Annotated in this window: 22 protein-coding genes; 6 read left to right on the forward strand and 16 right to left on the reverse strand. The window is 32.7% G+C overall.

Going from position 1 to position 22975, the window contains the following annotated elements:
* Positions 1-190: 190 nt before the first annotated feature.
* From ACFWV9_RS08535 to ACFWV9_RS08580, 10 genes are all read right to left on the reverse strand, one after another.
* Positions 191-430, reverse strand: a complete 240-nt coding sequence (locus tag ACFWV9_RS08535; protein ID WP_411894788.1) for a DUF6095 family protein — start codon at positions 428-430, stop codon at positions 191-193.
* The gene (gene murQ / locus ACFWV9_RS08540) at positions 414-1229 is read right to left on the reverse strand and encodes an N-acetylmuramic acid 6-phosphate etherase (protein WP_411894789.1); all 816 of its coding nucleotides are present in this window, start codon (positions 1227-1229) and stop codon (positions 414-416) included. Before murQ ends, ACFWV9_RS08535 begins: the two co-directional genes overlap by 17 nt.
* 73 nt (positions 1230-1302) lie before the next feature.
* Entirely contained in the window at positions 1303-2118 is an 816-nt protein-coding gene (locus tag ACFWV9_RS08545) for a DUF4249 family protein (protein WP_411894790.1), read from the reverse strand.
* Positions 2119-2121: 3 nt separating this feature from the next.
* A complete protein-coding gene (locus ACFWV9_RS08550) occupies positions 2122-4497 on the reverse strand; it encodes a TonB-dependent receptor (RefSeq protein WP_411894791.1) in 2376 nt (791 codons plus the stop codon).
* 67 nt (positions 4498-4564) lie between these two features.
* The gene (locus tag ACFWV9_RS08555) at positions 4565-6784 is read right to left on the reverse strand and encodes an NADP-dependent isocitrate dehydrogenase (protein WP_411894792.1); all 2220 of its coding nucleotides are present in this window, start codon (positions 6782-6784) and stop codon (positions 4565-4567) included.
* 820 nt (positions 6785-7604) lie between these two features.
* A complete protein-coding gene (gene rplS / locus ACFWV9_RS08560) occupies positions 7605-7955 on the reverse strand; it encodes a 50S ribosomal protein L19 (protein ID WP_411894793.1) in 351 nt (116 codons plus the stop codon).
* Between the two features lie 150 nt (positions 7956-8105).
* Complete coding sequence (gene trmD, locus ACFWV9_RS08565; protein WP_411894794.1) at positions 8106-8789, reverse strand: tRNA (guanosine(37)-N1)-methyltransferase TrmD; 684 nt, start codon at positions 8787-8789, stop codon at positions 8106-8108.
* A gap of 82 nt (positions 8790-8871) precedes the next feature.
* Entirely contained in the window at positions 8872-9501 is a 630-nt protein-coding gene (locus tag ACFWV9_RS08570) for a tRNA (guanine-N1)-methyltransferase (RefSeq protein ID WP_411894795.1), read from the reverse strand.
* A 196-nt stretch (positions 9502-9697) separates the two neighbouring features.
* Complete coding sequence (locus tag ACFWV9_RS08575; protein ID WP_411894796.1) at positions 9698-11146, reverse strand: glyceraldehyde-3-phosphate dehydrogenase; 1449 nt, start codon at positions 11144-11146, stop codon at positions 9698-9700.
* A 138-nt stretch (positions 11147-11284) separates the two neighbouring features.
* Positions 11285-12694: a trypsin-like peptidase domain-containing protein gene (locus ACFWV9_RS08580; RefSeq protein WP_411894797.1), complete on the reverse strand. Its 1410-nt coding sequence runs from the start codon at positions 12692-12694 to the stop codon at positions 11285-11287.
* A 149-nt stretch (positions 12695-12843) separates the two neighbouring features.
* Here ACFWV9_RS08580 and dapF point away from each other — a divergent pair, with 149 nt between their 5' ends.
* From dapF to ACFWV9_RS08605, 5 genes are all read left to right on the forward strand, one after another.
* Positions 12844-13623 (forward strand): diaminopimelate epimerase, encoded by a 780-nt coding sequence (gene dapF / locus ACFWV9_RS08585; protein ID WP_411894798.1) that lies wholly within the window; start codon positions 12844-12846, stop codon positions 13621-13623.
* Positions 13617-14144, forward strand: a complete 528-nt coding sequence (locus ACFWV9_RS08590) for a GNAT family N-acetyltransferase (RefSeq protein ID WP_411894799.1) — start codon at positions 13617-13619, stop codon at positions 14142-14144. The genes dapF and ACFWV9_RS08590 overlap by 7 nt, the downstream gene beginning before the upstream one ends.
* A 3-nt stretch (positions 14145-14147) precedes the next feature.
* A complete protein-coding gene (gene mltG / locus ACFWV9_RS08595; protein WP_411894800.1) occupies positions 14148-15194 on the forward strand; it encodes an endolytic transglycosylase MltG in 1047 nt (348 codons plus the stop codon).
* A gap of 4 nt (positions 15195-15198) precedes the next feature.
* The gene (locus ACFWV9_RS08600) at positions 15199-16104 is read left to right on the forward strand and encodes a DUF2279 domain-containing protein (RefSeq protein WP_411894801.1); all 906 of its coding nucleotides are present in this window, start codon (positions 15199-15201) and stop codon (positions 16102-16104) included.
* 116 nt (positions 16105-16220) lie between these two features.
* Positions 16221-16883: a peptidoglycan-binding protein LysM gene (locus ACFWV9_RS08605; RefSeq protein WP_411894802.1), complete on the forward strand. Its 663-nt coding sequence runs from the start codon at positions 16221-16223 to the stop codon at positions 16881-16883.
* 1 nt (position 16884) lies between these two features.
* Here the strand turns inward: ACFWV9_RS08605 and ACFWV9_RS08610 are convergent, their stop codons facing one another.
* The 4 genes from ACFWV9_RS08610 to dnaA form a co-directional block, all read right to left on the reverse strand.
* Positions 16885-17598, reverse strand: a complete 714-nt coding sequence (locus ACFWV9_RS08610; RefSeq protein WP_411894803.1) for an SAM-dependent methyltransferase — start codon at positions 17596-17598, stop codon at positions 16885-16887.
* Positions 17599-18999, reverse strand: a complete 1401-nt coding sequence (locus ACFWV9_RS08615) for a PQQ-dependent sugar dehydrogenase (protein ID WP_411894804.1) — start codon at positions 18997-18999, stop codon at positions 17599-17601.
* 73 nt (positions 19000-19072) lie between these two features.
* The gene (locus ACFWV9_RS08620; protein ID WP_411894805.1) at positions 19073-19522 is read right to left on the reverse strand and encodes a low molecular weight protein-tyrosine-phosphatase; all 450 of its coding nucleotides are present in this window, start codon (positions 19520-19522) and stop codon (positions 19073-19075) included.
* Between the two features lie 12 nt (positions 19523-19534).
* Positions 19535-20962, reverse strand: coding sequence for a chromosomal replication initiator protein DnaA (dnaA, locus tag ACFWV9_RS08625; protein ID WP_411894806.1), 1428 nt, complete (start codon positions 20960-20962; stop codon positions 19535-19537).
* A gap of 198 nt (positions 20963-21160) precedes the next feature.
* Between dnaA and ACFWV9_RS08630 the strand changes: the two genes are divergently transcribed.
* Positions 21161-21568: an acyl-CoA thioesterase gene (locus ACFWV9_RS08630; protein ID WP_411894807.1), complete on the forward strand. Its 408-nt coding sequence runs from the start codon at positions 21161-21163 to the stop codon at positions 21566-21568.
* Here ACFWV9_RS08630 and ACFWV9_RS08635 read toward each other — a convergent pair.
* Positions 21563-22171, reverse strand: coding sequence for an IMPACT family protein (locus ACFWV9_RS08635; RefSeq protein ID WP_411894808.1), 609 nt, complete (start codon positions 22169-22171; stop codon positions 21563-21565). The genes ACFWV9_RS08630 and ACFWV9_RS08635 overlap by 6 nt on opposite strands.
* Entirely contained in the window at positions 22171-22947 is a 777-nt protein-coding gene (locus ACFWV9_RS08640) for an EamA/RhaT family transporter (protein ID WP_411894809.1), read from the reverse strand. Before ACFWV9_RS08640 ends, ACFWV9_RS08635 begins: the two co-directional genes overlap by 1 nt.
* Between the last annotated feature and the right edge of the window lie 28 nt (positions 22948-22975).

Here is a 22975-nt window from a genome sequence, read left to right on the forward strand (position 1 = left end):
CGAACAGAGTAGTTAAGCCCGTTAGCGCCGATGGTACTGCTTACTGTGGAAGAGTAGGTCGCCGCCTTTTTTGAAAGTCCTTTGCTCTTTGCAAAGGGCTTTTTTTTGTTAAAGCAAAAAAATCAGTAAAGAATCCATAAAAAAAACCGGTAGACAGTAGTCACCGGATACTTTTTTTATGAGAATAAATCTATTTATTCTTATTAAACATGCTATTAACAATTGTGTTTATTCCAACAAAAAGTAAACCAATAGCTAACAAACATATTATTAAGGATAATATAAGCAATGGTATAAAAAGTGGTTTATCATCATTGCTAAATGATATATGTAAAAGTGTTGGGCCTGCAAACATGAGTAATAAACAAATTATCATTTGCTTTATACCTTTAGCTAAAACTTCCTTATCAGTTCTATTGTTTTCTTCCATGATCAATACTTTTCCGAACATTTTTATGTTTACTTAACAAATTATCTGCTTCTTGTCGAGAAATATTTAATTCTTTCATTATCATTTTAACACCTCTGTCTACAAGTTTATCATTACTAAGTTGCATATCCACCATTTTATTGCCTCGAACTTTACCAAGCCTTATCATTGTGGCTGTAGTAATCATATTCAGTATAAGTTTCTGAGCAGTACCAGCTTTCATTCTAGAACTTCCGGTTAAAAACTCTGGTCCAACCATAACTTCAATTGGAAATTTGGATACCTTAACAAGTGGACTACCAATATTACATGTTATACACCCAGTAACCATATTTTGATTATTGCATTCTTTTAATGCGTGGACTACATACGGTGTTGTACCCGAAGCGGCAATCCCTATCACAAAATCATTGTCATTAATATCATAGGCTTTTAGATCTTTCCACCCTTGAGTTTTAGAATCTTCAGCAAATTCAACAGCTTTGCGTATTGCAGTATCACCACCAGCAATTAGGCCAATTACAATACCGTGGGGTACACCAAATGTTGGAGGACACTCTGATGCATCTAAAATTCCTAAGCGCCCGCTCGTGCCGGCACCAATATAAAACAGCCGTCCACCTAATTTCAATTTTTCAACTACCTGTTCAATTAATATTTCTACTCTTGGAAGAACTTTTTCTACTGCTATTGGGACAGATTTGTCCTCTTTATTCATATTAGTAATAATCTCATTTACAGACATTTGCTCAAGATTATTGTAATAGGAATCCTCCTCTGTGGTTTTAGTAAAATCCATGTAATAAAGGTAATAATTTTTAGTAAAGCTGAAGTCTTTTTTAAATTACTTCCTAGCAGATATGACCAAAATGTTATTGAACTGTATAAATTAATTCATCGACTTCTGATAACCTAAAATAACCAAATGGGAAATTGTCAGGATTTGTTTGGTTTATACAATTTCCACGAACAGTTGCAGGCTGAGTTTCAAATGGCCCACCATTTTCTTCACTGCCTTGTTGAAGTAAAATGAACATATATTCGTAGAACCTTTCTGATACACCATAATTTCTTATCGTAACAACGTCACCAGATTCTAAATCTTCTTCTGTGTAAAATCCAAAAATTTGATTACCATCCGTAAATCGGTCTTCGTATACTTCTAAGTTTGGTACAACAGAAATATCACTTATAAATTCAAAGAAATAGTAATTTTCAATATTAGCAGGATCTGTATAAAAGGCCTTAAGTTCAATATCTTCACCCGAAAACCCACCATCATCAATTTGCTCTACGAATTCAATCGGTACAACGGATTTAAATGTCTCTGTTGAAGTATAAAGTTCGTTATCATAGAATATACTCAGCGTATAAATATCATCAATTACTGGTATAAAGGTGTTATTACTATATATACCAGTATTACTATCTTCTACAAAATTGAAAGTATTATTATTAGAATCAAAAACTTGGACGATTGCTCCACTTGCAGGTGGAACATTCTCTTCAAAAAATGGTGCTGACAGAGAAAGCTTAATTGATTGTTCATTTCCTTGTGTTCCTTTAAACCAATTGATTGAAGCTTCTATTACGAGGCGAGGATCAGATTCATTTAATTCTACATCAATTACATCTTCGCATCTATATAGTGAACTTACTATTATTAAAAGTAGAAGAATCTTTTTCATTTTTTAAAATTTAAAATTATAGGAAACAGAAGGTACTATCCCAAAAAGAGAAAGCCTTAGAGCCTCATTAATACCAGTTGTTCTATTTTCTCTGAACTGTATATTAACTGCATTTCGTCTATTGTATATATTATATATACCAAATACCCACTCACCTTTAAATCGCTTTTGATTATTTGGATTTGGATTATAATTTACAGAAAAATCTAATCGGTGATATGATGGTAACCTACTTGAATTACGTGCTTCAAATTTTGGGACAAGTATTCCGTTATATTCGTATTGTCCGTTAGGAAATGTGACTGGAAGTCCGGTTTGAAAAACAAAATTAGAATTCAAACGCCATTTATTATTGATATCATAGCTCGCAGTTAATGAAATATCGTGTGTTTTATCATATGGTGTATTATACCATTCGCCATTATTAATTCCTGTTTCTATTGGTGTCCTTCCAGGTGTTCTTTGTTCTGATTTAGATAAAGTATATGATAGCCAGCCCTTGAGCCTACCTTCATTTTTTCTAAACAAAATTTCTAATCCATATGCTCTGGCTTCACCATTTAGAATAACCTGTTCTATAGCATTGTTTGCTATTAGGTTGGCTCCATCAGTATAATCTATTCGGTTTTCAATGGTTTTATAAAATGTTTCAACCTCCAATGAATACTGGTTATCCTTAAATGTCCTAAAATATCCCAAAGCAACTTGATCTAAGAGCTGTGGTTTAATGTACTTGCCACTTGGTGCCCATACATCAAGAGGTGTAGGCGAATTAGTATTAGACAAAAGATGTAAATACTGCGCCAATCTGTTATAGCTGGCCTTAACAGAAGAATTATCTGATAATTGATAAGCTAATGCCAATCTAGGTTCAATGTTAGAAAATGATTCTAATATATCACCTTGATTATAGGATTCTGTAGCAATAGGTTCTGCTTTCTCATATATTCCGAGTTCCTCATTAAAAACTATGGGATTATCATTTTCATACATGTTTAATTCATCCTGTCCAAGTCTATGAAATGTGCTAAATCTTGCACCATAACTTACCGAGAATCGGTTACTTAATTTATGTTCTGCATCTAAATAAACGGCATTTTCAAAAGCATACTTATCAATAAGTTTAAATGGATTTATACCAGAATCATCAGTATTAGGATTGATTTCTCCAGGATTGAACTTGTAATAAATGCTATTTAAACCATATTCTAATTTAAAGTTATTAGTGAGGTAATGTTTTAAATCGTATTTGACGTTGAAATTTCTAATACCCGATTCCCATTCAAAGCCAACAAAATTGAGATCTAATCCATAGTAATAATCAGAATAAATTAATGATAAGTTGGAAAACAGCTTACTTGAGAATAGATGGTTCCATCTAAAATTCAATACTGAATTACCATAGGTGTTTTTGAAACTGTCTTGAATACTAAATACATCTCTACCAAAATAACCAGATAGGAAAACACTATTATTATCATTCAATTTATAACTTATTTTTGTGTTCAAATCGTAGAAATAAGCCACATTATCCAGATCGAATAATGGCAAAAATAAATGTACATAGCTACTACGACCACCAAATAAAAAGGAACCTTTTTCTTTTTTAATTGGCCCTTCTGCTAATAACCTACTAGATACAAGACCTATTCCACCATTCATTTTAAGCTGGTTACTGTTACCCTCTTTTTGATAAATATCAAGTACAGATGAGACTCTACCTCCATATTTTGCAGGAATTCCTCCTTTATAGAGCTTTAAGTCTTTTATTGCATCTGGATTGAAAACAGAGAAAAAACCAAATAAATGTGAAGAATTAAATATTATAGCTTCGTCTAGCAGAATTAAGTTTTGATCTGCTGCGCCACCTCTAACGTTAAAACCTGAGGATCCTTCACCAGCGTTTGTTACTCCTGGCAGAAGGGTAATTGATTTTATAACATCAACTTCGCCAAAAACTACTGGCATATTCTTTATTGTAGAAATTGACAGTGCATTAACACTCATTTGAGGTTTTTTAATATTCAATTTCTCAACATTCTCTTTTATTACTACTTCACCTAAACTCTCGGCTGACTCAATTAATTTATAGTTCTTACTTATATTTTGATTTAAGTTTATTGATTCAATGATGGTCTCAAAACCTAAGTAGCTAATCTGAATATTGTATGTTCCTTTTGGTAGAGTAATAGAATAAAAACCATATTCATTGGTCATTGTACCCGATTGAATTTCTGGCACCAGAATGTTTACACCAATTAATGTTTCGTTACTAGTATTGTCTGTAATGGTACCGCTTAAGGTAAACTTTTCTTGCCCAACTGCAGACTGGATTATAGATAATAAGATTAAAAGTAGACCTAATAGGCTCTTTTTCATATACCAATTTTTGGCAAAAATAAAAAAGCTTCATTTTTATTGAAGCTCTTTTAACGTAAGTTTAATCTTATTTTAATGTGATATTAAATTTATCACTTGGTCGCATGGCTTCATCTGCCATAACATCATTTGGATAATAGTATCCTTGAATATCAACTGGTTTGCCTTGACAATCAATTAGTTCTTTAACTATATCAGATTCATTGGCTAACAAACCCTTATAAATCTTGTCGAATTCTATTTTTAAATCTGTGTCAGTTTCTTGATTTGCCAATGCTTCTGCCCAATAAAGCGCTAAATAAAAATGACTACCTCTATTATCTAATTCATTTACTTTTCGCGAAGGACCTTTTTTATTTTCAAGTAATTTTTCTGTCGCATCATCAAGCGCTTCTCCCAAAACTCGTGCCTTTTCATTATTATTTACATCGGCATAGTGATCTAATGAAACAGCGAGTGCTAAAAACTCACCTAAAGAATCCCATCTAAGGTGATTTTCAGTAACAAACTGTTGTACATGTTTAGGTGCAGAACCACCAGCACCTGTCTCAAATAAACCTCCACCATTCATTAACGGTACAATAGAGAGCATTTTAGCACTTGTGCCTAATTCTAATATTGGAAATAAATCGGTTAGATAATCCCTTAATACATTTCCTGTAACTGATATGGTGTCTTTACCTGATTTTACGCGTTCTAATGTAAATTCAGTGGCATCAATTGGAGAAAGGATTCTGATATCTAAACCATTTGTATCATGATTTGGTAAGTACTTATTCACTTTTTTTATTAATTCTGCATCATGGGCTCTATTTTTATCTAACCAAAATACAGCGGGAGTTTGAGAAGCTCTAGCTCTTGTAACTGCAAGTTTTACCCAATCCTGAATAGGAGCATCCTTAACTTGACACATTCTCCATATATCACCAGATTCTACCTTGTGACTAGTTAAAACAGTTCCGTCTTCATTCACAACTTCAACTGTTCCATTAGATTCAATTTCAAATGTTTTATCATGAGAACCATATTCTTCTGCTTTTTGTGCCATTAAGCCTACATTTGGGACTGTACCCATTGTAGTTGGATCGAAAGCGCCGTGTTTTTTACAAAAGTCTATTGTTGCAATGTAAACACCAGAATAACTGCTATCAGGTATAATTGCTTTAGTATCTTGTTGTTCTCCATCTGCATTCCACATTTGTCCTGAGGTACGAATCATAGCTGGCATAGAAGCGTCAATAATTACATCACTTGGTACATGGAGGTTTGTAATTCCTTTATCAGAATTTACCATAGCCAAATCTGCTCCATTGTCTATAGCCTCTTTTATATCGAACTGAATCTCATGGCGTTTCTCGACTGGTAATTCTTCTACCTTTTCTAATAAATTACCAAAACCATTATTAACATCGACGCCAATTTCTTCGAAAGTTTCTCCGTGCTTTTCAAACAATGTTTTAAAATAAGTACGCACTGCATGACCGAATATAATAGGATCAGAAACTTTCATCATTGTTGCCTTCATATGAAGTGAAAAAAGTACATTTTCATTTTTAGCATCCTTGATTTCTCGATCTAAGAATTCTAACAATGCTTTTTTACTCATTACGGTAGCATCAATGATTTCATCTTCTAGCAAATCAATATTATTCTTTAATTCAGTATTATTGCCTTGGTCATCTGTATGAATAATAGTTACTGTAGTCGGATTATTAACTGTTATTGATTTTTCATTATGAGCAAAATCTCCATGCGACATCGTTGCTACGTGAGTTTTAGAATCTGAAGCCCATTCACCCATACTATGAGGATTTTTCTTGGCAAAATTCTTTACAGCCTTAGGAGCTCTTCTGTCAGAGTTACCTTCTCTTAGAACTGGGTTTACCGCACTTCCTTTTATCTTGTCGTATCGCTGTTTAATTTCTTTTTCTTTATCATTTTCTGGTTCATCAGGATAATCAGGTAATCCATAGCCTTTTGATTGTAATTCTTCAATTGCATCTTTGAGCTGAGGAATTGAGGCGCTAATATTTGGAAGCTTAATGATGTTTGCTTCAGGTTTCTTTGCCAAATTTCCTAATTCTGCTAAAGCATTTGGTACTTTTTGATTGTCGTTCAAATAATCTGGAAATACAGCTAAAATTCTTGATGCTAATGAAATATCTTTTGTCTCAATTTCAATTCCTGAAGATTTTGTGAAGGCCTTTACGATAGGCAAAAATGAACGTGTTGCCAATGCAGGTGCTTCATCAGTTTTTGTGTAAACAATCTTTGCTGATTTAGTCATAAGTTTAAATGAAATTTTTGATTGTGCTTTAGCTTATTTTAAAGTTTGGCAAATATACAAAAATGCATCAGTTTTGTTGATGTAAGATTAATAACCTAAGACATAAATTTTTATTGAATTAATAAAAAGAAATGTGAAATAATAATTTTAACTTAAATGAAGACATTATATAAAACAAAAAGCCATATCACTACAGTAAAACTGATTTGACATGGCTTTTCTTTGAAACAGTACTAACGTGACCTAGTTAACTTTCATTAACTCGGCTCGTGGTTTACACCACCATCCTTTTCAGTTCAAGTGTTTCCGTTTCAACGAAACATTTCGCACCTTTCAAAATGTATTGACATGATACTACTTTGTTTCAAAAATTGTTTTCCTTGATGTTTCTTTTTTTAACACCCACTTTCGTACTTGCCAACGTCTAAAACATTGCTCTTCCTTTTCATGTTCACTTTCGATCCTATTACTTTTTCCAAGCTTTCCACTTAACTCCTACAATCTGCAAAACATCTTGCAACACCTAAGCTTCTTGGTTTGCTCATCAACCTTGCCTACACAAGCGATTCACCAACCTCAAAAAACAATTTCATTAAATAAAGAACTTCTTTATCACAAATTAACACTTTTTGAAATTGCTTTCAAAAACACAAACTAGGTTTGCTGTTAATTCTTCAACTAAAGTATGTTTCTATTATTAAAATACAAATTTTTTAACGGTTAAAATATCAACATCTTATAAACTACAATTATTAACAAATGTTAATAACAAAAAAAAGCTTTCATAATAGAAAGCTTTTTTAAAATTATTTTTGAAGTTTTATCTTCTAACTTCTTTAATTCTTGCTTTTTTACCGGTAAGACCTCTGAAGTAGAAAATTCTTGCTCTACGTACTTTACCACGCTTGTTTACTTCAATCTTCTGCAAAGCTGGTAAATTAACAGGAAAAATACGTTCTACACCAATTGTTCCAGACATTTTACGAATTGTAAAAGTTTCTGAAGTTCCAGATCCTTTACGTTGTAAAACAACACCTTTAAAGAACTGTGTACGTGTTTTGTTTCCTTCCTTAATTTCGTAGTATACTGTAATAGTGTCACCAGCACTAAACTCTGGTAAATCTTTTCTTGTTACAAATTCGTCTTGTACAAATTTTACTAAAGAATTCATTTTCTTTTATTTATTGATTCATTCAAACCAACATCCACGATTTTCGCCAGAGGTTAATCTAAAATTGGGTGCAAAGATAATTAAAAAGTTAGAAGTGAAAAGTGAAAAGTGAAAAGATTTTGTAGCAATTAAAGTCACTACTATATTATACTAATCCTTATCGTTTAGAAGATCTGGTCTTCTTTCTTTTGTGCGCAAGAAAGCCTGCTCTTCTCGCCATTTTTCTATTTCGGGAAAATTTCCGCTAAATAGTACTTCAGGCACCTTCATTCCTTTATATTCTCTTGGTCGAGTATAGATTGGTGGTGCTAATAGATTGTCTTGAAAAGAGTCGGTTAGGGCAGACGTTTCATTGCCTAATACACCGGGTATAAGTCTAATGATTGCATCGCATAAAACTGCTGCTCCAAGTTCTCCACCAGATAAGACGTAATCACCAATTGAAATTTCTCTGGTTATAAATGTGTCCCTAACACGTTGATCTACTCCTTTATAATGTCCACAAAGAATAATGATATTCTTTTTTAATGAAACTTGATTGGCAATACTTTGATTGAGCCGTTCACCATCTGGTGTCATATAAATGATTTCATCATAATGACGTTCTGTCATTAGACCAGTGATACATTTATCAATAGGTTCTATCATCATTACCATGCCTGCACCACCACCAAATTGATAATCATCTACAGATTTGTAATTATCCGTAGTGTAATCTCTCAAATTGTGAAAATGAACCTCAACTAGATTTGCTTCAATGGCTCGTTTAAGAATTGAGGCCTCAAAGGGACTTTTTAATAATTCTGGTAATACGGTAATGATGTCTATGCGCATAATGCAAAGATGCAACTTATAAAATTCAAAGAAAAATCCGCAATTATTGAACTACGGATCTTTAAATTAAGTACTTAAAAAGTTATGCTTTATTTTTATTGAGTTCATCTTGTAATTGACGTCTTACCTTTTGTTCGCGCTCCAAAGCTACTCTGCGGTGTTCTTCAAACTCGGATTCTACTTCCTCTAGTTTTAATTTTGCAGCTCTTGTTAATGCATTACTTCCTTTGAACTTAAGTATGAAAACTATTAGAAGTGCAAATAAAGCAGCAACTATACTCCACATTAAAACGTTATAATTGGTTTTGCCCAACTGTAAACCAAATAATGCCATACTGTTTTTTTCTGCCTCGGTTTCACCTAGTGTTGTTTGTGTATTTTGTAGTTGTGCTTTAAGGCTTTCAATTTCATTCTTTTGATTTTCAACTGTGGCCTCTGAAGTATTTAATTTAGAGTACGTTGTTTTAAGTGAATCTAAAACATGTGCTTTGAGGGTAAGTAATGATGTATATTTAACAGCTTCATATTTTTGGCCATTAACACCTTTGAAATTCCCTGATTTCTTAAATATATATTCAAACTGACTGTCAATCGTTCCGCTATCTAAAGAAAGTTGTTCTTCTGGTTGTTGAGCAGCATTTGTTTGAGAATAAATATTTTGAAAACTGAATGTAACAATCAGTAAAACGACGACTTTTGTCAAGAATCTCATCTTAATTGATTTTGGTTTGGTTAGGTTTAATAATGTGCCAATATAGTAATTTTAATAGCATTTAATGTATTAATTAAATACAAAAATATTACAATTATATTAAGCCAGAGTATATACGTTTGAATTATAAAATATAGATGTTTTGCAAAAAAAATGGCCTTACAAAAGTAAGACCAATCATTATTCTGTGGTAATTTTAATAGTAAGCGTATCGTCTTACCTTAGATATATATTTTGCCAATCGTATTACCTGATGACTATAACCATATTCATTATCATACCAAACATAGAGAATTATATTCTTGCCATCTTTTCTAACAATAGAGGCTTTGCTATCATATATTGATGGCGCTGAGCTACCAACAATATCTGTTGATACTAATTCATCACTCATCTCGTATTTAATTTGCTCAACTAAATCACCTTCAAGAGCATATTTTTTCATAATGGTATTTAAACTATCCAAAGAAGTTTTCTTCTCTAGTTGTAGGTTCAATATAGCAAGTGATCCGTTAGGAACGGGGACTCTAATGGCATTAGATGTTAGCTTACCATCTAATGAAGGTAATGCTTTACTAACGGCTTGTCCAGCACCAGTTTCTGTAATAACCATGTTTAAACCTGCTGCTCTACCACGTCTATATTTTTTATGGAAATTGTCAACTAAGTTTTGATCATTGGTGTAAGCATGAATAGTTTCTAAGTGCCCAGAATTTATTCCAAAAGAATCTTCTATCGCTTTGAGTACTGGTGTAATAGCATTTGTGGTACAAGAAGCAGCAGAATAGATTTTCACTTTGTCAGGATCGTGATCTAAATGATTTACACCGTGTACAATATTAGGTATACCTTTACCAGGTGCAGTAAGTAATACTTTATCAATGCCTTTTGCCTTAAGATGTCTTCCAAGAGCCTTTTTATCTCTAAAGGCACCAGTATTATCAATTACTAAAGCATTTTTTATACCGTATTTTGTATAGTCAATATCTTCTGGTGCATTTGCAGAAATAATACTAACGGTTGTACCATTGATTATAAGTGCATTGTTTTCAATATCAGTTGATACCATGCCCGAAAAGTCTCCGTGTACTGAATCATTTCTTAATAGTGAAGCTCTTTTTTCTAAAACTGTTTGGGTTATTTCACCTCTAGTAACAATTGCTCTTAGCCTTAGTTGACTACCAGATCCAGTTCTTGTCATTAATTCTCTTGCAACCAGTCGGCCAATTCTACCAAAGCCGTACAATACAACATCTTTTGGTTCAATACCATTGTTATTTTTAGACTCCTTAAGTTTTGAGGAAACAAATGCAGTAGCATTGCCATACTTTTGATCTTCTAGATGGTACTCATATGTGAGTTTACCAATATCTAATTTTGCAGGTGGTATGTTAAGTTTTCCAATAGCTTGTGCAATCTCTACTGAATCAAAGATAGAAATTGGTTTTTGAACGAATTCGCCAGCATATTCATGCAAGTTCAATATCTCGCTAACATTTCTGTCAATAAGCTGATTTCTAAAAAGGACTATCTCTATGGATTTATCGTACCATAAGTCTGTAATAATTTTAATGAATTCAACCGTAGCTCTGCGACGATCTGCTTGAAAGGCTAACTCTTTTTCGTAAGTGTCGTTAAAACCCATTTTGTTTTGATTTAGTGATTTAGATTTCGCCGCAAAAATAATATTTTTCAAACGTTTTCGTAATACATTTTGTCGAAAATAAAAACCCTTTAAAGATTAGCTCTTTAAAGGGTGTTTTTGGTCTCTTTTATTTGATTTTTATCTGAAATTATAAACTGTTTTCTCACCTTCCTTATTAATAACTTCAATTTGCAGTGGTTCATTATAATCTCTTGTCTTCATGGCATTTTGTACATCATCAACCGAGTATAACTTTTTACCATTAATTTTAGTTATGATACTGCCTTCTTCAACACCATTTTTATTCCAATAGTCTTTATAGTTATCCTCATAAAACTCTGAAATCTTCACACCATAATCAATATCATAACGCTTAAGATCTTCATCAGATGCATTTTTTACATACCCAATTGTCTGTAATAAGGTAATAGAAGGTTTTAATAAAGTCACAGGAAAAACCTCTTCATCACCATCTCTTATTAAAGTGACATTTACAATATCATTTGGACTTTTAGTTTTTAGATAACCTGTTAAATCAGAAAACTTATTTATCTCAACATTATCTACTTTTCTGATAATATCACCAGATTGTATACCAGCATTTTCTGCTCCGGTATCTTCTTGCACCTCACTTACATAGAAACCTTCGGTAATATCAACACCTAATTGTTCTGCTGCCTTGCTGTTTAAAGCGCCACCAACAACTCCTAATATTCCATTTTGTACATTTCCATACTCCATAATATCATTGACGATTTTTCTTGCAATATTGCTAGGGACGGCAAATGAATAACCTATGTAAGAACCTGTTCTAGATGAAATTGCAGTATTGATACCAATCAAATCTCCGTTTGTATTTACAAGTGCTCCACCTGAATTCCCTGGGTTAACAGCTGCGTCAGTTTGTATAAAGGATTGCACATTCTGACCTGTCAGGTCTCTAGATTTGGCACTTATGATACCAGCAGTGACTGTTGAGTTAAGGTTAAATGGATTACCAACCGCTAAAACCCATTCTCCAATTTTTGCATTATCAGAATCTCCAAATGCTAGGAATGGTAAATCCTCTTCCGTTTCTATTTTTATCAAGGCAATGTCCGTTGCTTCATCAGAACCCACAAGTTCTGCTGTATATACTTTATTGTTATTTAGTGTAATACTAATATCGTTTGCATTTTTTATAACATGATAATTAGTAACAATATAACCAGATGGAGATATAATTACACCGCTACCTGTACCTACCTGAGCTCTTTCATTACTTCCGCCAGAAAACAAATCATACATTGTCATTGGAGCAGTGACAATTGCTGTGTTTTTAACATGAACAACAGCATCCAGGGACTTTTCAGCTGCTTCAATAAAACTTGGAGTGACCGCATTAGACGAATTTAATGTAGCTGTATTTGTTGGAATATAAATCGGAATTTCGGATGATTCATTTACAACAAGTTGTTCGTTGTCTTTTTCAATGAAAAGTTTGTATCCGCCTAGGGTTAATAGACCACCTAATACCGAAACAAATACCAATGTTATAATTTTCTTCATAATTTTTCAGATTAAAGTTTAACTATTCAACGATTAAATTTAGAGATTTATTGAAATTCAATATTAATTTTAACGACTATTTAACTTCAATTTTAACTACCAATTAACAAGCGAATTTACTTGCTTTAATTCTTATATTTGCATGGTATATGGCAATTACTTTTTACAAATACCAAGGCACTGGCAATGATTTTATAATCATTGATAACCGAGGTCAAAAAATTGACAAAAATAATACCAAACGTATTGCAGAACTTTGTGACAGACGATTTGGCATTGGAGCCGATGGTTTTATACTGCTGGAAAATGACGATTTTTCAGATTTTAAAATGGTGTATTTCAATGCAGATGGAAATGAAAGTAGTATGTGCGGTAATGGTGGAAGATGCATTACTGCATTTGCAAAATTTTTAGGCATTATTAATAATGAGGCAAAGTTCAATGCCATTGACGGTATACACTATGCCAAAATCAAAACTAACATTGTACATCTTCAAATGAGTAATGTTGATGATGTAGAATTATATTCTGACCATGTGTTTTTGGATACTGGTTCTCCTCATCATGTTGAGGTTGTTGAGGATTTAAGTAACTTAGATGTTAAACTAAAAGGATCTAAAATAAGATATAGTGAGCCATATAATGCATCAGGTAGCAATGTTAATTTTGTTGAACCTCTATCAAATAATTCATTTTCAGTAAGAACTTATGAGAGAGGAGTAGAAAACGAAACCTTATCATGTGGTACTGGGGTGACAGCAGTGGCCTTGGCCATGCATGCAAAGAAGCTTACAAAGAGCAACGAGGTGAATTTAAATACACCTGGAGGTGAACTTGTTGTAAGTTTTAAATCGAAAGAAAATGGCTATGACAATATTTGGTTAATCGGACCTGCTGAACAAGTTTATAAAGGAGAGTTTGTATGGTAAGTCTTAAAGGAAATCAAATTTACTTAAGAGCTTTAGAGCCGGAAGATCTTGAATTTGTTTTTGAAATAGAAAATAATACCCACTTTTGGGAATTAAGTGACACAATAACACCTTATTCAAAATATTTGATAAAGAAGTATCTCGAAAATGCACAACAGGATATTTTTGAAGCTAAGCAATTAAGACTTGCAATTTGTGAAAATACAGGTGATAAAACTGTTGGTTTAATTGATATTTATGATTTTAATGCCATTCACAATAGAGCAGGATTGGGCATTATAGTCAAAGACAGTTCTCAAAGAAGAAAAGGTGTTGGTAAAGAAGCATTAAATTTGCTTATCGATTACTGTTTTAAAGTATTGCATTTGCGTCAGATATATGCTAACATTAAGGAAGATAACCTAGCCAGCTTAAATTTATTTGAAAATAACGGATTTAAAAAAATAGGATTAAAGAAAGATTGGAGATTTGACGGAACAGACTATACAAACGAATATATTTTACAAAGAATAAATGCTTAGCTCATGTACATAAAGAAAATTCTTTGGGCTGTGGCCTTATTAGGACTATTCATTTTTGGGATTTTTGCCTATTACATTTATGGTGCAATGTTTAAGCCTAATACCGCATTCAACAATAACGTTGCTTATATTTATATTCCAACAGAGGCAAAATACAACGAAGTCCGTTCACATCTTGAGCCTCTGCTAAAAGACATAAATAGTTTTGATGCATTGGCTAAACAGAAGAAGTATACTACTAATATTAAGTCGGGTAAATTTGCCATTAATAAAGGAATGAATAATAATGACATTATCAATTCAATACGAATTGGTAAGGGATTAGAAGTTACTACTTCATTTAACAATCAAAATAGCCTAGAGGCTTTGGCAGGTAGAATTAGCATTCAAATTGAAGCTGATAGTACATCTTTGTTACAGTCTATGGAAGATGAGTTATTTTTAAAATCGAATGGATTCACAAATGCCAGCGCATTGGGAATGTATTTACCTAATAGCTATAAGTTTTATTGGAATACTACTGCAGAGCAATTTAGAGATAAAATGCTTTATGAATATAAACGTTTTTGGAACGAATCTAGAAGAGCAAAAGCAAAGGCTTTAAACTTATCACCAAATGAAGTAATAACACTTGCGTCAATTGTACATGAAGAGTCTAAGAAAAAAGAAGAGCAACCAAGAGTTGCCGGTGTTTATATAAATAGATTGAGAATTGGCATGCCTTTGCAAGCTGATCCTACATTAAAATTTGCGGCATATCAATTACCTAAGTATAAGACTACGGTAATAAGAAGGGTTCTAAATGTGCATAAAGAAATAGATTCGCCTTATAACACATATAAGAATCTTGGATTACCACCGGGATTAATTGCAATGCCAGATTTATCTGCTGTAAATGCTGTTCTTAATGCTGAAAAACACAACTATCTTTATTTCGCGGCGGATGCAAAAAGAATAGGTTACCATAAGTTTGCTAAAACATTAGCACAACATAATAACAACGCTAGAGAATATCAGCGCTATTTGTCATCTCAGGGCATTAATAAGTAATACATTGAAATTCAAGGTAATTCTGTTTTTTCTTTTAATATTTTTTACCAATTGTAGCTTCTCTCAATCAGGCATCAATAAATTTCTAACACCAAGTGATTCGTTAAATATACCAAGGAGAAATACCGTAATAATAACAGAAGCATCATTGGCTTCGTTAACATTAATAGGTTTAAACCAATTGTGGTATGCTGATTATCCTAAATCAAGTTTTAAGACTATTGATGATAGTGAAGAATGGTTGCAAATGGATAAATTGGGCCATGTTTTTTCTTCATATCAATTAGGGAGAATAGGGGCTAATACCTTAGATTGGGCGGGAGTTCGTCAAAAAGATCAATTAATATATGGGTCCACGCTCGGGTTGGGTTTTCTAACCGTCGTTGAGGTTATGGATGGTTTTTCAGAAGAATGGGGATTTTCATGGTCAGATATGGCGGCAAATGTTGCAGGTACAGGTCTCTATGTTGGGCAAGAATTATTATGGCAAGACCAACGAATAGTATTAAAATATTCATTCCATACTACTGATTTAGCAGCGCAAAGACCAGATGTATTAGGAGATGGTTTTTTTGAGGAAGTATTGAAAGATTATAACGGTCAAACCTATTGGTTAAGTGCTAATATTAACTCCTTCCTAAAAACTGATAGGATTCCAAAATGGCTCAATCTTGCTTTTGGTTATGGCGCAGATGGAATGTTGACAGGAAACCCTTCAGATCCTTTATTTTTGAATCAAAATCGCGTAAGACAGTATTACCTTAGTTTGGATATTGATTTAACTAGAATAAAAACAAATTCCCATCTACTTAAAACCATATTTGATGTTTTGAATGTAATTAAGGTTCCTTTTCCAACATTAGAGCTAAATAGTAAGGGTCGCTTAAAGTTTCATTATATCTACTTTTAACGAGTATTGATAATCCTTAATCCTCTGATTTTCAGATAATCTTAAAATGTTGTATCTTTGCAGCCGAATTTAGTAGAACTAATTGGGGAAGAAGTTTTACTAATAAATTAGCTTTTATGGTTAAGAATAAAGTTAAAAATTTTGTTTTACCCTTTTCAATCTGTTTTGTAATAGCAATGGCTTTATATCCAGATTCCAAATTAAATCCTGAAAATTACTCCACAAAGGGATTAGATTTAGACTATAATATTAAGGAAGATTTAGCAATTAATTCTCGCATGAATAATTTTGAGAATGAACATTCTGTCTTTTCACTATATTTAGGTAAATCTTTCGAAGGATTTAAGGAAGCATTGGCATTTAAAGAATCAAGAGGAGATTACTTCACGATAAATACGCTAGGTTATTTAGGTAAGTATCAGTTTGGATCTGAAACCCTTAAGACAATAGGAATTTACAGCCCAAATAGTTTTTTATACAATCCTGAATTACAGGAAAAGGCATTTGTTGCGAACGCTGAGCGTAACAAGTGGATTCTTAGAAATGATATAAAACGATTTGAGGGTAAGTATATTTCAGGTTTTAAAGTAACTGAATCTGGTATTTTAGCCGCAGCTCATCTTGCAGGACCAGGAAGTGTTAAAAAATTTCTGAGAAGTTATGGTGGACAAAATTTTTCTGATGCTTATGGTTCTTCCGTAAAGCATTATATGAAAAAGTTTTCTGGTTACGATACTTCAATCGTTAAACCAAACAAAAGTGCAAAGGCAAGAATTTGATCTAGTCTTTTTTAAGGATAAATATTGCTGGTCTTTTATGAAGGTCTTCTTTTATGAATTTCCAGTCTTTGGACGGCATTGTTCTAATAAACTCTGTTGGCAATGTAATATCACATGCAACACATATCTGAGTGTTAGGGTGTAATGTTGCAACTAAATCTTCTAACAATTTATTATTTCTGTAAGGTGTTTCAATGAAAATTTGGGTTTGATTTTGTTCTGAAGAAATACGCTCAAGAGATTTTAATTTAGATTTTCGCTCGGCTTTATCAATAGGTAAATAACCGTTAAATGCAAAGTTTTGACCGTTCATACCTGAAGCCATTAATGCCAAAATGATTGATGATGGACCTACTAAGGGTATAACACGTATATTCATTTCATGAGCTAATTTCACTATTTCAGCACCTGGATCTGCAATTGCTGGGCAACCTGCTTCAGAAAGTAAGCCAACAGATGTTCCTGTTAAACAAGGATTTAAATAGGAGTTTCTTTCTTCTATAGTAGTGTATTTGTTTAACACGCTAAGATTTAAGGATGGTTGCGATTTGCTAGGAGTGACTCTTTTAATAAATCTACGAGCTGTTTTTTCGTTTTCAACAATATAATCATCTAATCCTTCAATTATTTTTTTTATAGATATAGGTAAAACTTCCAGTGGAGGATTATCGCCTAATCGTGTAGGTATGAGGTATAATTTACCGTAGTTATCCATTTAGTCTATTATAAGTTTTTGAAGGAGTATTTCACCAGAAACAGATTTACATTTTAAAATATAAAGTCCCGCATTAAATTTAGAAACATCTAATTTATAAACTGTTTCTATGGTGCGTAATTCACTTAATATTATTTTACCTTGAATATCTAGAATTTCAACAGTTATTTCTGGGTTACCAGTTATATTAGAAAAATCGAGGTTAACTAAGCTATCGGCTGGGTTTGGGTAAATAGATATCTCAGAAAAATTTGAGTCTGTGATACTCAATGATGAGTCAATAAGTTTATAAATATTGCCAGAAGAAATATCAGAAATATAGAGTTCTCCATTTACATCCTCACCAAATGCAACCCAATTGCCAGGAAAATCCACTAATGTCATATCCCAATTTGTTCCGTTTTCTTCAAGATATCCTATTTCGCCACTGCAGTAATCAGCAAAGAAATAAAGCCCACTGAAATTTGTATAGGTGCTGCCTCTATATCTATAGCCTCCTGTGATAGAACATTTAAAGAGACCATTGTTTGTGTGGCTGTATTCAGATACAGGATATGTCAATGAAGTAGGAGCAGGGCATCCGCTGGTATTATAGGTTGAATTCCCTTCATAGCATCTCCATCCATAATTTAAACCAGACTCACTAAGTGCCGCTTTGTTAATCTCTTCATATTCATTCTGGCCTACATCAGCAATCCATATATCACCATTTAATTGATCAAATGAAAATTTCCATGGATTTCTCAATCCATATGCCCAAATTTCTTCTCTATTGGTAGGACTTTCATGATAAGGATTGTCATCAGGTATTGCATAATTACTACCGTTTTCGGTATTGTCAACATCAATCCGAAGAATTTTGCCTAGTAAATTGGTGAGGTTTTGAGAGTTGTTTTGAGGATCACCTCCAGAACCACCATCACCAGATGAAATATATAAGTAGCCATCTTGGCCAAATGCCATATCACCACCATTATGGTTTGAAAAAGGTTGAGAATATGTAAGTAAGATTAATTCTGAACTTGGATCTGCTAACAGCGGATTTGTACCACTTCTATTAAATCTTGAAATAACTGTATTGCCAGAATTGTTTATGTAATTTAAATAGAAATATCCATTAGTTGCATAATTTGGATGAAATGCTAGTCCTAGTAATCCTCTTTCGTTTCCAGAATTTATGACTTGTGAATCTATATTTAAAAAAGCGGTGGATTCAATTGTTCCGTCAGCATTGACAATTCTTATATATCCATCTTGCTCAACCACATATAATTTATCATCACCAGCGTTTTTAATATTTACTGGCCTATCAAAGTTCTCTGCAAATAATTGTATATCTAATTCTTGGGCAGTTAAAAGCATACCAAAGAGCAGGCAAATTGTTGAGGCTAAAATTCTCATTCTATATAATTAGTGGGTTGGTACTAAATTACAAAAAAGTAAAGATAATTGAGAAATGGATTAGGATGATGAATTATAATCCTCTTATTATTAAGTCGGCAGTTTCATTAATTAAATCAAAAACGTATTCAAAATCACTTATATCTCCATAATATGGGTCTGGTACGTTCTTATCAAACCTAGTTTTATTGGCATCTAAAAACAACTTTACTTTCTTAGCATCTTCTTGATTACGTGCAAGTCTCATAATATCATGGTAGTTTGATTCATCCATTGCAAAGATGTAGTCAAAATCATCAAAATCACTTGTTATAAATGCTCTTGCTTGTTGTGTGGTTATGTCTATCCCAGCATTAAATGCTACTTCCATAGATCTTTTATCTGGTTTTTTACCAATATGATAGGAGGCTGTCCCTGCTGAGTCAACAAAATAATCTAATGAGTTGAGTTTAGATTCTAAAATGCCGTGTGCTAACGGTGACCTACAGATATTGCCCAGGCACACCATTAAAATGCGTGTCATTCTTTAATTAAATTAAAGGGATAATTTTTTTGCAAGATCTTCTACGTATTTTCTAAACTGCTTGTCTGTTGAAGATAAATTATCAACAGTTTTACATGCGTGTAGTACGGTTGCATGATCTCTTTGTCCAATTTGAGACCCTATGCTTGCCAACGAAGCTTTGGTATATTTTTTAGCAAAGAACATAGCCAGCTGACGTGCCTGTACAATATGACGCTTACGTGTTTTAGATTGTAAAGTGTTTACATCCATTTGGAAGTAATCCGAAACTACTTTCTGTATGTAATCTATAGAAACTTCTCGTTTTGTGTTCTTAACAAATTTCTCAACAATATCCTTTGCAAGATTAATGGTGATTTCTTTTTTGTTAAAAGAAGATTGTGCGATTAATGATATAATAGCACCTTCTAATTCTCTTACATTAGACTTAATGTGCTTAGCAACATATTCTACTATTTCATCTGGCATTTCAACACCATCTCTGTAAAGTTTGTTCTTTAGAATAGAAACTCTAGTTTCAAAGTCTGGTGTTTGCAATTCTGCAGAAAGCCCCCATTTAAAACGAGAAAGTAGTCTTTGCTCTATGTCTTGCATGTCTACCGGAGCTTTATCACTAGTTAGTACAACCTGTTTTCCGTTTTGGTGTAAATGATTAAAAATATGGAAGAAAACATCTTGAGTACCTGTTTTGCCCGATAAAAACTGAACATCGTCAATGATAAGGACATCTATAATTTGATAAAAATGAATGAAGTCATTTCTATTATTCTTTTTTACTGAATCAATATACTGTTGTGTAAACTTTTCAGCTGATATATAAAGAACTGTTTTTTCAGGGTATTTATCTTTTATATCCACACCAATTGCATGAGCAAGGTGTGTTTTACCTAATCCAACACCTCCAAAAATCAATAGAGGGTTAAAAGAAGTGCCACCTGGCTTGTTGGCCACAGCAATACCAGCATTTCTAGCTAGTCTGTTAGAATCTCCTTCTAAAAAATTCTCAAAATTATAACTAGGATTAAGCTGAGACTCAATCTTAACATTTCTTATTCCTGGAATAATAAAAGGATTTTTTAATTCTGGACTTTTATTATCAAAAGGCACATCTACATCTTGGGATTTAACCGCAGTTCTGTTTGAACTTGGGATTTTTTCAGTAAATGGTTGCTTGTTACCATAAGTGTTTTCCATTTTGATAACATAAACCAGCTTGGCATCTTCACCTAGCTCTTTCGTAAGAGCCACTTTTAGTATCTTAACATAATGCTCTTCTAGCCATTCATAGAAAAATTTACTCGGCACCTGTATGCTTAATGCATTTCCTGAAAGTTTAACCGCTTTAATAGGCTCAAACCAAGTTTTATAAGCTTGAGGTTGAATATTATCCTTAATGAAATCAAGACAATTATCCCATACAGATTGAGCGGTTATCTCCATGCTTTAAGTTAAATTATGTATTGTTAGTTAGATTAGCAAAAAAAAAGAGAATTAGGTTTCTCTCATTAATTATATATCGACAAATATGTGAACAAAATTCTTAAAAAAAAAATGAAATTTAATTGAATTTTAAGATTTTTTTTCGCATGTTTAATTCCGGCTGAATTTACAAATTTTTTACTAAAAAGACGCACTATTATGAATATTAATGAAACTAAAATCAGAGTGCGTTATGGAGAGACAGATCAGATGGGAGTTGTATACCATGCAAATTACGCAGTGTATTTTGAAGTGGGTAGAACGGAATGGCTTAGGCAGTTTGGCCTTAGCTACAGTGGGATGGAAGCTGAAGGAATTATGCTTCCAGTTATTTCCTTAAATATAAACTACAAAAATTCAGCACGTTATGATGACGTGCTTAAAGTAAAAACTAGGCTGAAAAAAGTCCCAACAGCAACGATTGAGTTTGAATATGAATTAATAAATGAGAAAGGTAATTTACTGGCTACAGGTAGTACAATTTTAGCTTTTATTGACATGAAAAGAAACAGACCAACGCGTTGCCCAAAATATCTTTTAGATAAACTGCAAAAAAAATCGTTATAATCCACGAATATCGACGCCATAAAAATTTTTAAAAAGTTCAAAAACTTTAGAAGCGTTACTTTTTCTGACAGATATTTCCAACAAACAATCAACTTCTAAATTCTGCTTCGATATTTCAACTTGGTTTTCTTTTAGTATTCGCAGAATTTTACTTAGATTTTTATATTCAAATTTTAGACTGAAGGATTGGTTAATTGTTTTTTCAATTATTGTGGCTGATTCTAAAGCAAATTGTGCACCTGTTCTGTAAGCATTAATTAAGCCACCGACTCCAAGTTTAACTCCACCGAAATAGCGAATTACTACGACCAATACGTTTGTTATTTCGAAAGATTGAATTTGCCCGTAAATAGGCATACCTGCAGAATTATTTGGTTCACCATCGTCATTTACTCTATAAACGAATTTCTCAGTTCCTAATTTATAGGCATAACACCAATGTCTTGCGGTATGATGTTCTTTCTTTAGATTAGTCAAATAATTTTTGATTTCTATTTCATTATGAATAGGATATGCATAACCGCAGAACTTACTATTTTTATCCTTAAATAAATCACCAATGGACGGTTTAGATATGGTTCTATATGTGTCCTTTATTTCCATTAACTCAGTGTTACAATTATAATTGAAACTATTGCTATGATAATTCCAATCCAATTTTTAAGTGATATTTTTTCTTTAAATAATATTAGACCGATTAATGTTGAAAACGCTACTATGGCTACATTGTTTATTGTAAAAACCGTTGAGGTTTCGTAACCATTAACACGTAATGCTTTTAAAAGATAATATATGGAGGCGTAATTGATGATACCTAATGCCATTCCAAAAGGAATACTTTTTATTCTAAAATGACTTTTCATATTCACAGATTTATAGAATAGTGCAAATCCACCTACGCAAAACGCAACCCCAAATATAGTAGCAGAAAATAAAGGTATTTTATCGTCTGGTGCGAAATAGTTCACTAAAGTGTCAATTGTACCGGATCCGAAAAATAATAGAATAGGAAGGTAAATGGATTGGGTTAATACAACATTATCTTTTTCCTTAACTGATGTTAGATAAACTGCAACCAAGGCGAGAATAATCCCAAATATTTTTATAAACTTAACACTTTCATTAAATACAACGATTCCGAAAATAATTGGGATAATTACACTCATTTTACTTGCCACAGAAGCTACTGACAATCCGTTTTTCTGAGCTGTAAGTGCCATTACATTAAAGATGAGTATAAATAAAAACCCAAGGAAAACTGCACCATAAAACCAAGTTGAATTAATTATTTCAGCCATATCTATCTCACCTTCATATAATACAGCGCCAAGGCTACATGCAGTTATGTAATTGACTACAATTGCTTGTAGCGTGTTCACACCGTACTTTTTAAACGATTTAAATAGT

This window comes from Winogradskyella sp. A2 (assembly GCF_046762865.1).
Taxonomy (GTDB): Bacteria; Bacteroidota; Bacteroidia; order Flavobacteriales; family Flavobacteriaceae; genus Winogradskyella.

Coding starts and splice junctions, on each gene's coding strand:
- dnaA (WP_411894806.1), bottom strand. CDS start 20,962: ATGGAGATAACCGCTCAATCTGTATGGGATAATTGTCTTGATTTCATT.
- trmD (WP_411894794.1), bottom strand. CDS start 8,789: ATGCGCATAGACATCATTACCGTATTACCAGAATTATTAAAAAGTCCC.
- ACFWV9_RS08555 (WP_411894792.1), bottom strand. CDS start 6,784: ATGACTAAATCAGCAAAGATTGTTTACACAAAAACTGATGAAGCACCT.
- ACFWV9_RS08545 (WP_411894790.1), bottom strand. CDS start 2,118: ATGAAAAAGATTCTTCTACTTTTAATAATAGTAAGTTCACTATATAGA.
- ACFWV9_RS08570 (WP_411894795.1), bottom strand. CDS start 9,501: ATGAGATTCTTGACAAAAGTCGTCGTTTTACTGATTGTTACATTCAGT.
- ACFWV9_RS08615 (WP_411894804.1), bottom strand. CDS start 18,999: ATGAGAATTTTAGCCTCAACAATTTGCCTGCTCTTTGGTATGCTTTTA.
- ACFWV9_RS08605 (WP_411894802.1), top strand. CDS start 16,221: ATGGTTAAGAATAAAGTTAAAAATTTTGTTTTACCCTTTTCAATCTGT.
- ACFWV9_RS08620 (WP_411894805.1), bottom strand. CDS start 19,522: ATGACACGCATTTTAATGGTGTGCCTGGGCAATATCTGTAGGTCACCG.
- mltG (WP_411894800.1), top strand. CDS start 14,148: ATGTACATAAAGAAAATTCTTTGGGCTGTGGCCTTATTAGGACTATTC.
- dapF (WP_411894798.1), top strand. CDS start 12,844: ATGGCAATTACTTTTTACAAATACCAAGGCACTGGCAATGATTTTATA.
- rplS (WP_411894793.1), bottom strand. CDS start 7,955: ATGAATTCTTTAGTAAAATTTGTACAAGACGAATTTGTAACAAGAAAA.
- ACFWV9_RS08630 (WP_411894807.1), top strand. CDS start 21,161: ATGAATATTAATGAAACTAAAATCAGAGTGCGTTATGGAGAGACAGAT.
- murQ (WP_411894789.1), bottom strand. CDS start 1,229: ATGGATTTTACTAAAACCACAGAGGAGGATTCCTATTACAATAATCTT.
- ACFWV9_RS08635 (WP_411894808.1), bottom strand. CDS start 22,171: ATGGAAATAAAGGACACATATAGAACCATATCTAAACCGTCCATTGGT.
- ACFWV9_RS08535 (WP_411894788.1), bottom strand. CDS start 430: ATGGAAGAAAACAATAGAACTGATAAGGAAGTTTTAGCTAAAGGTATA.
- ACFWV9_RS08610 (WP_411894803.1), bottom strand. CDS start 17,598: ATGGATAACTACGGTAAATTATACCTCATACCTACACGATTAGGCGAT.
- ACFWV9_RS08550 (WP_411894791.1), bottom strand. CDS start 4,497: ATGAAAAAGAGCCTATTAGGTCTACTTTTAATCTTATTATCTATAATC.
- ACFWV9_RS08590 (WP_411894799.1), top strand. CDS start 13,617: ATGGTAAGTCTTAAAGGAAATCAAATTTACTTAAGAGCTTTAGAGCCG.
- ACFWV9_RS08575 (WP_411894796.1), bottom strand. CDS start 11,146: ATGGGTTTTAACGACACTTACGAAAAAGAGTTAGCCTTTCAAGCAGAT.
- ACFWV9_RS08580 (WP_411894797.1), bottom strand. CDS start 12,694: ATGAAGAAAATTATAACATTGGTATTTGTTTCGGTATTAGGTGGTCTA.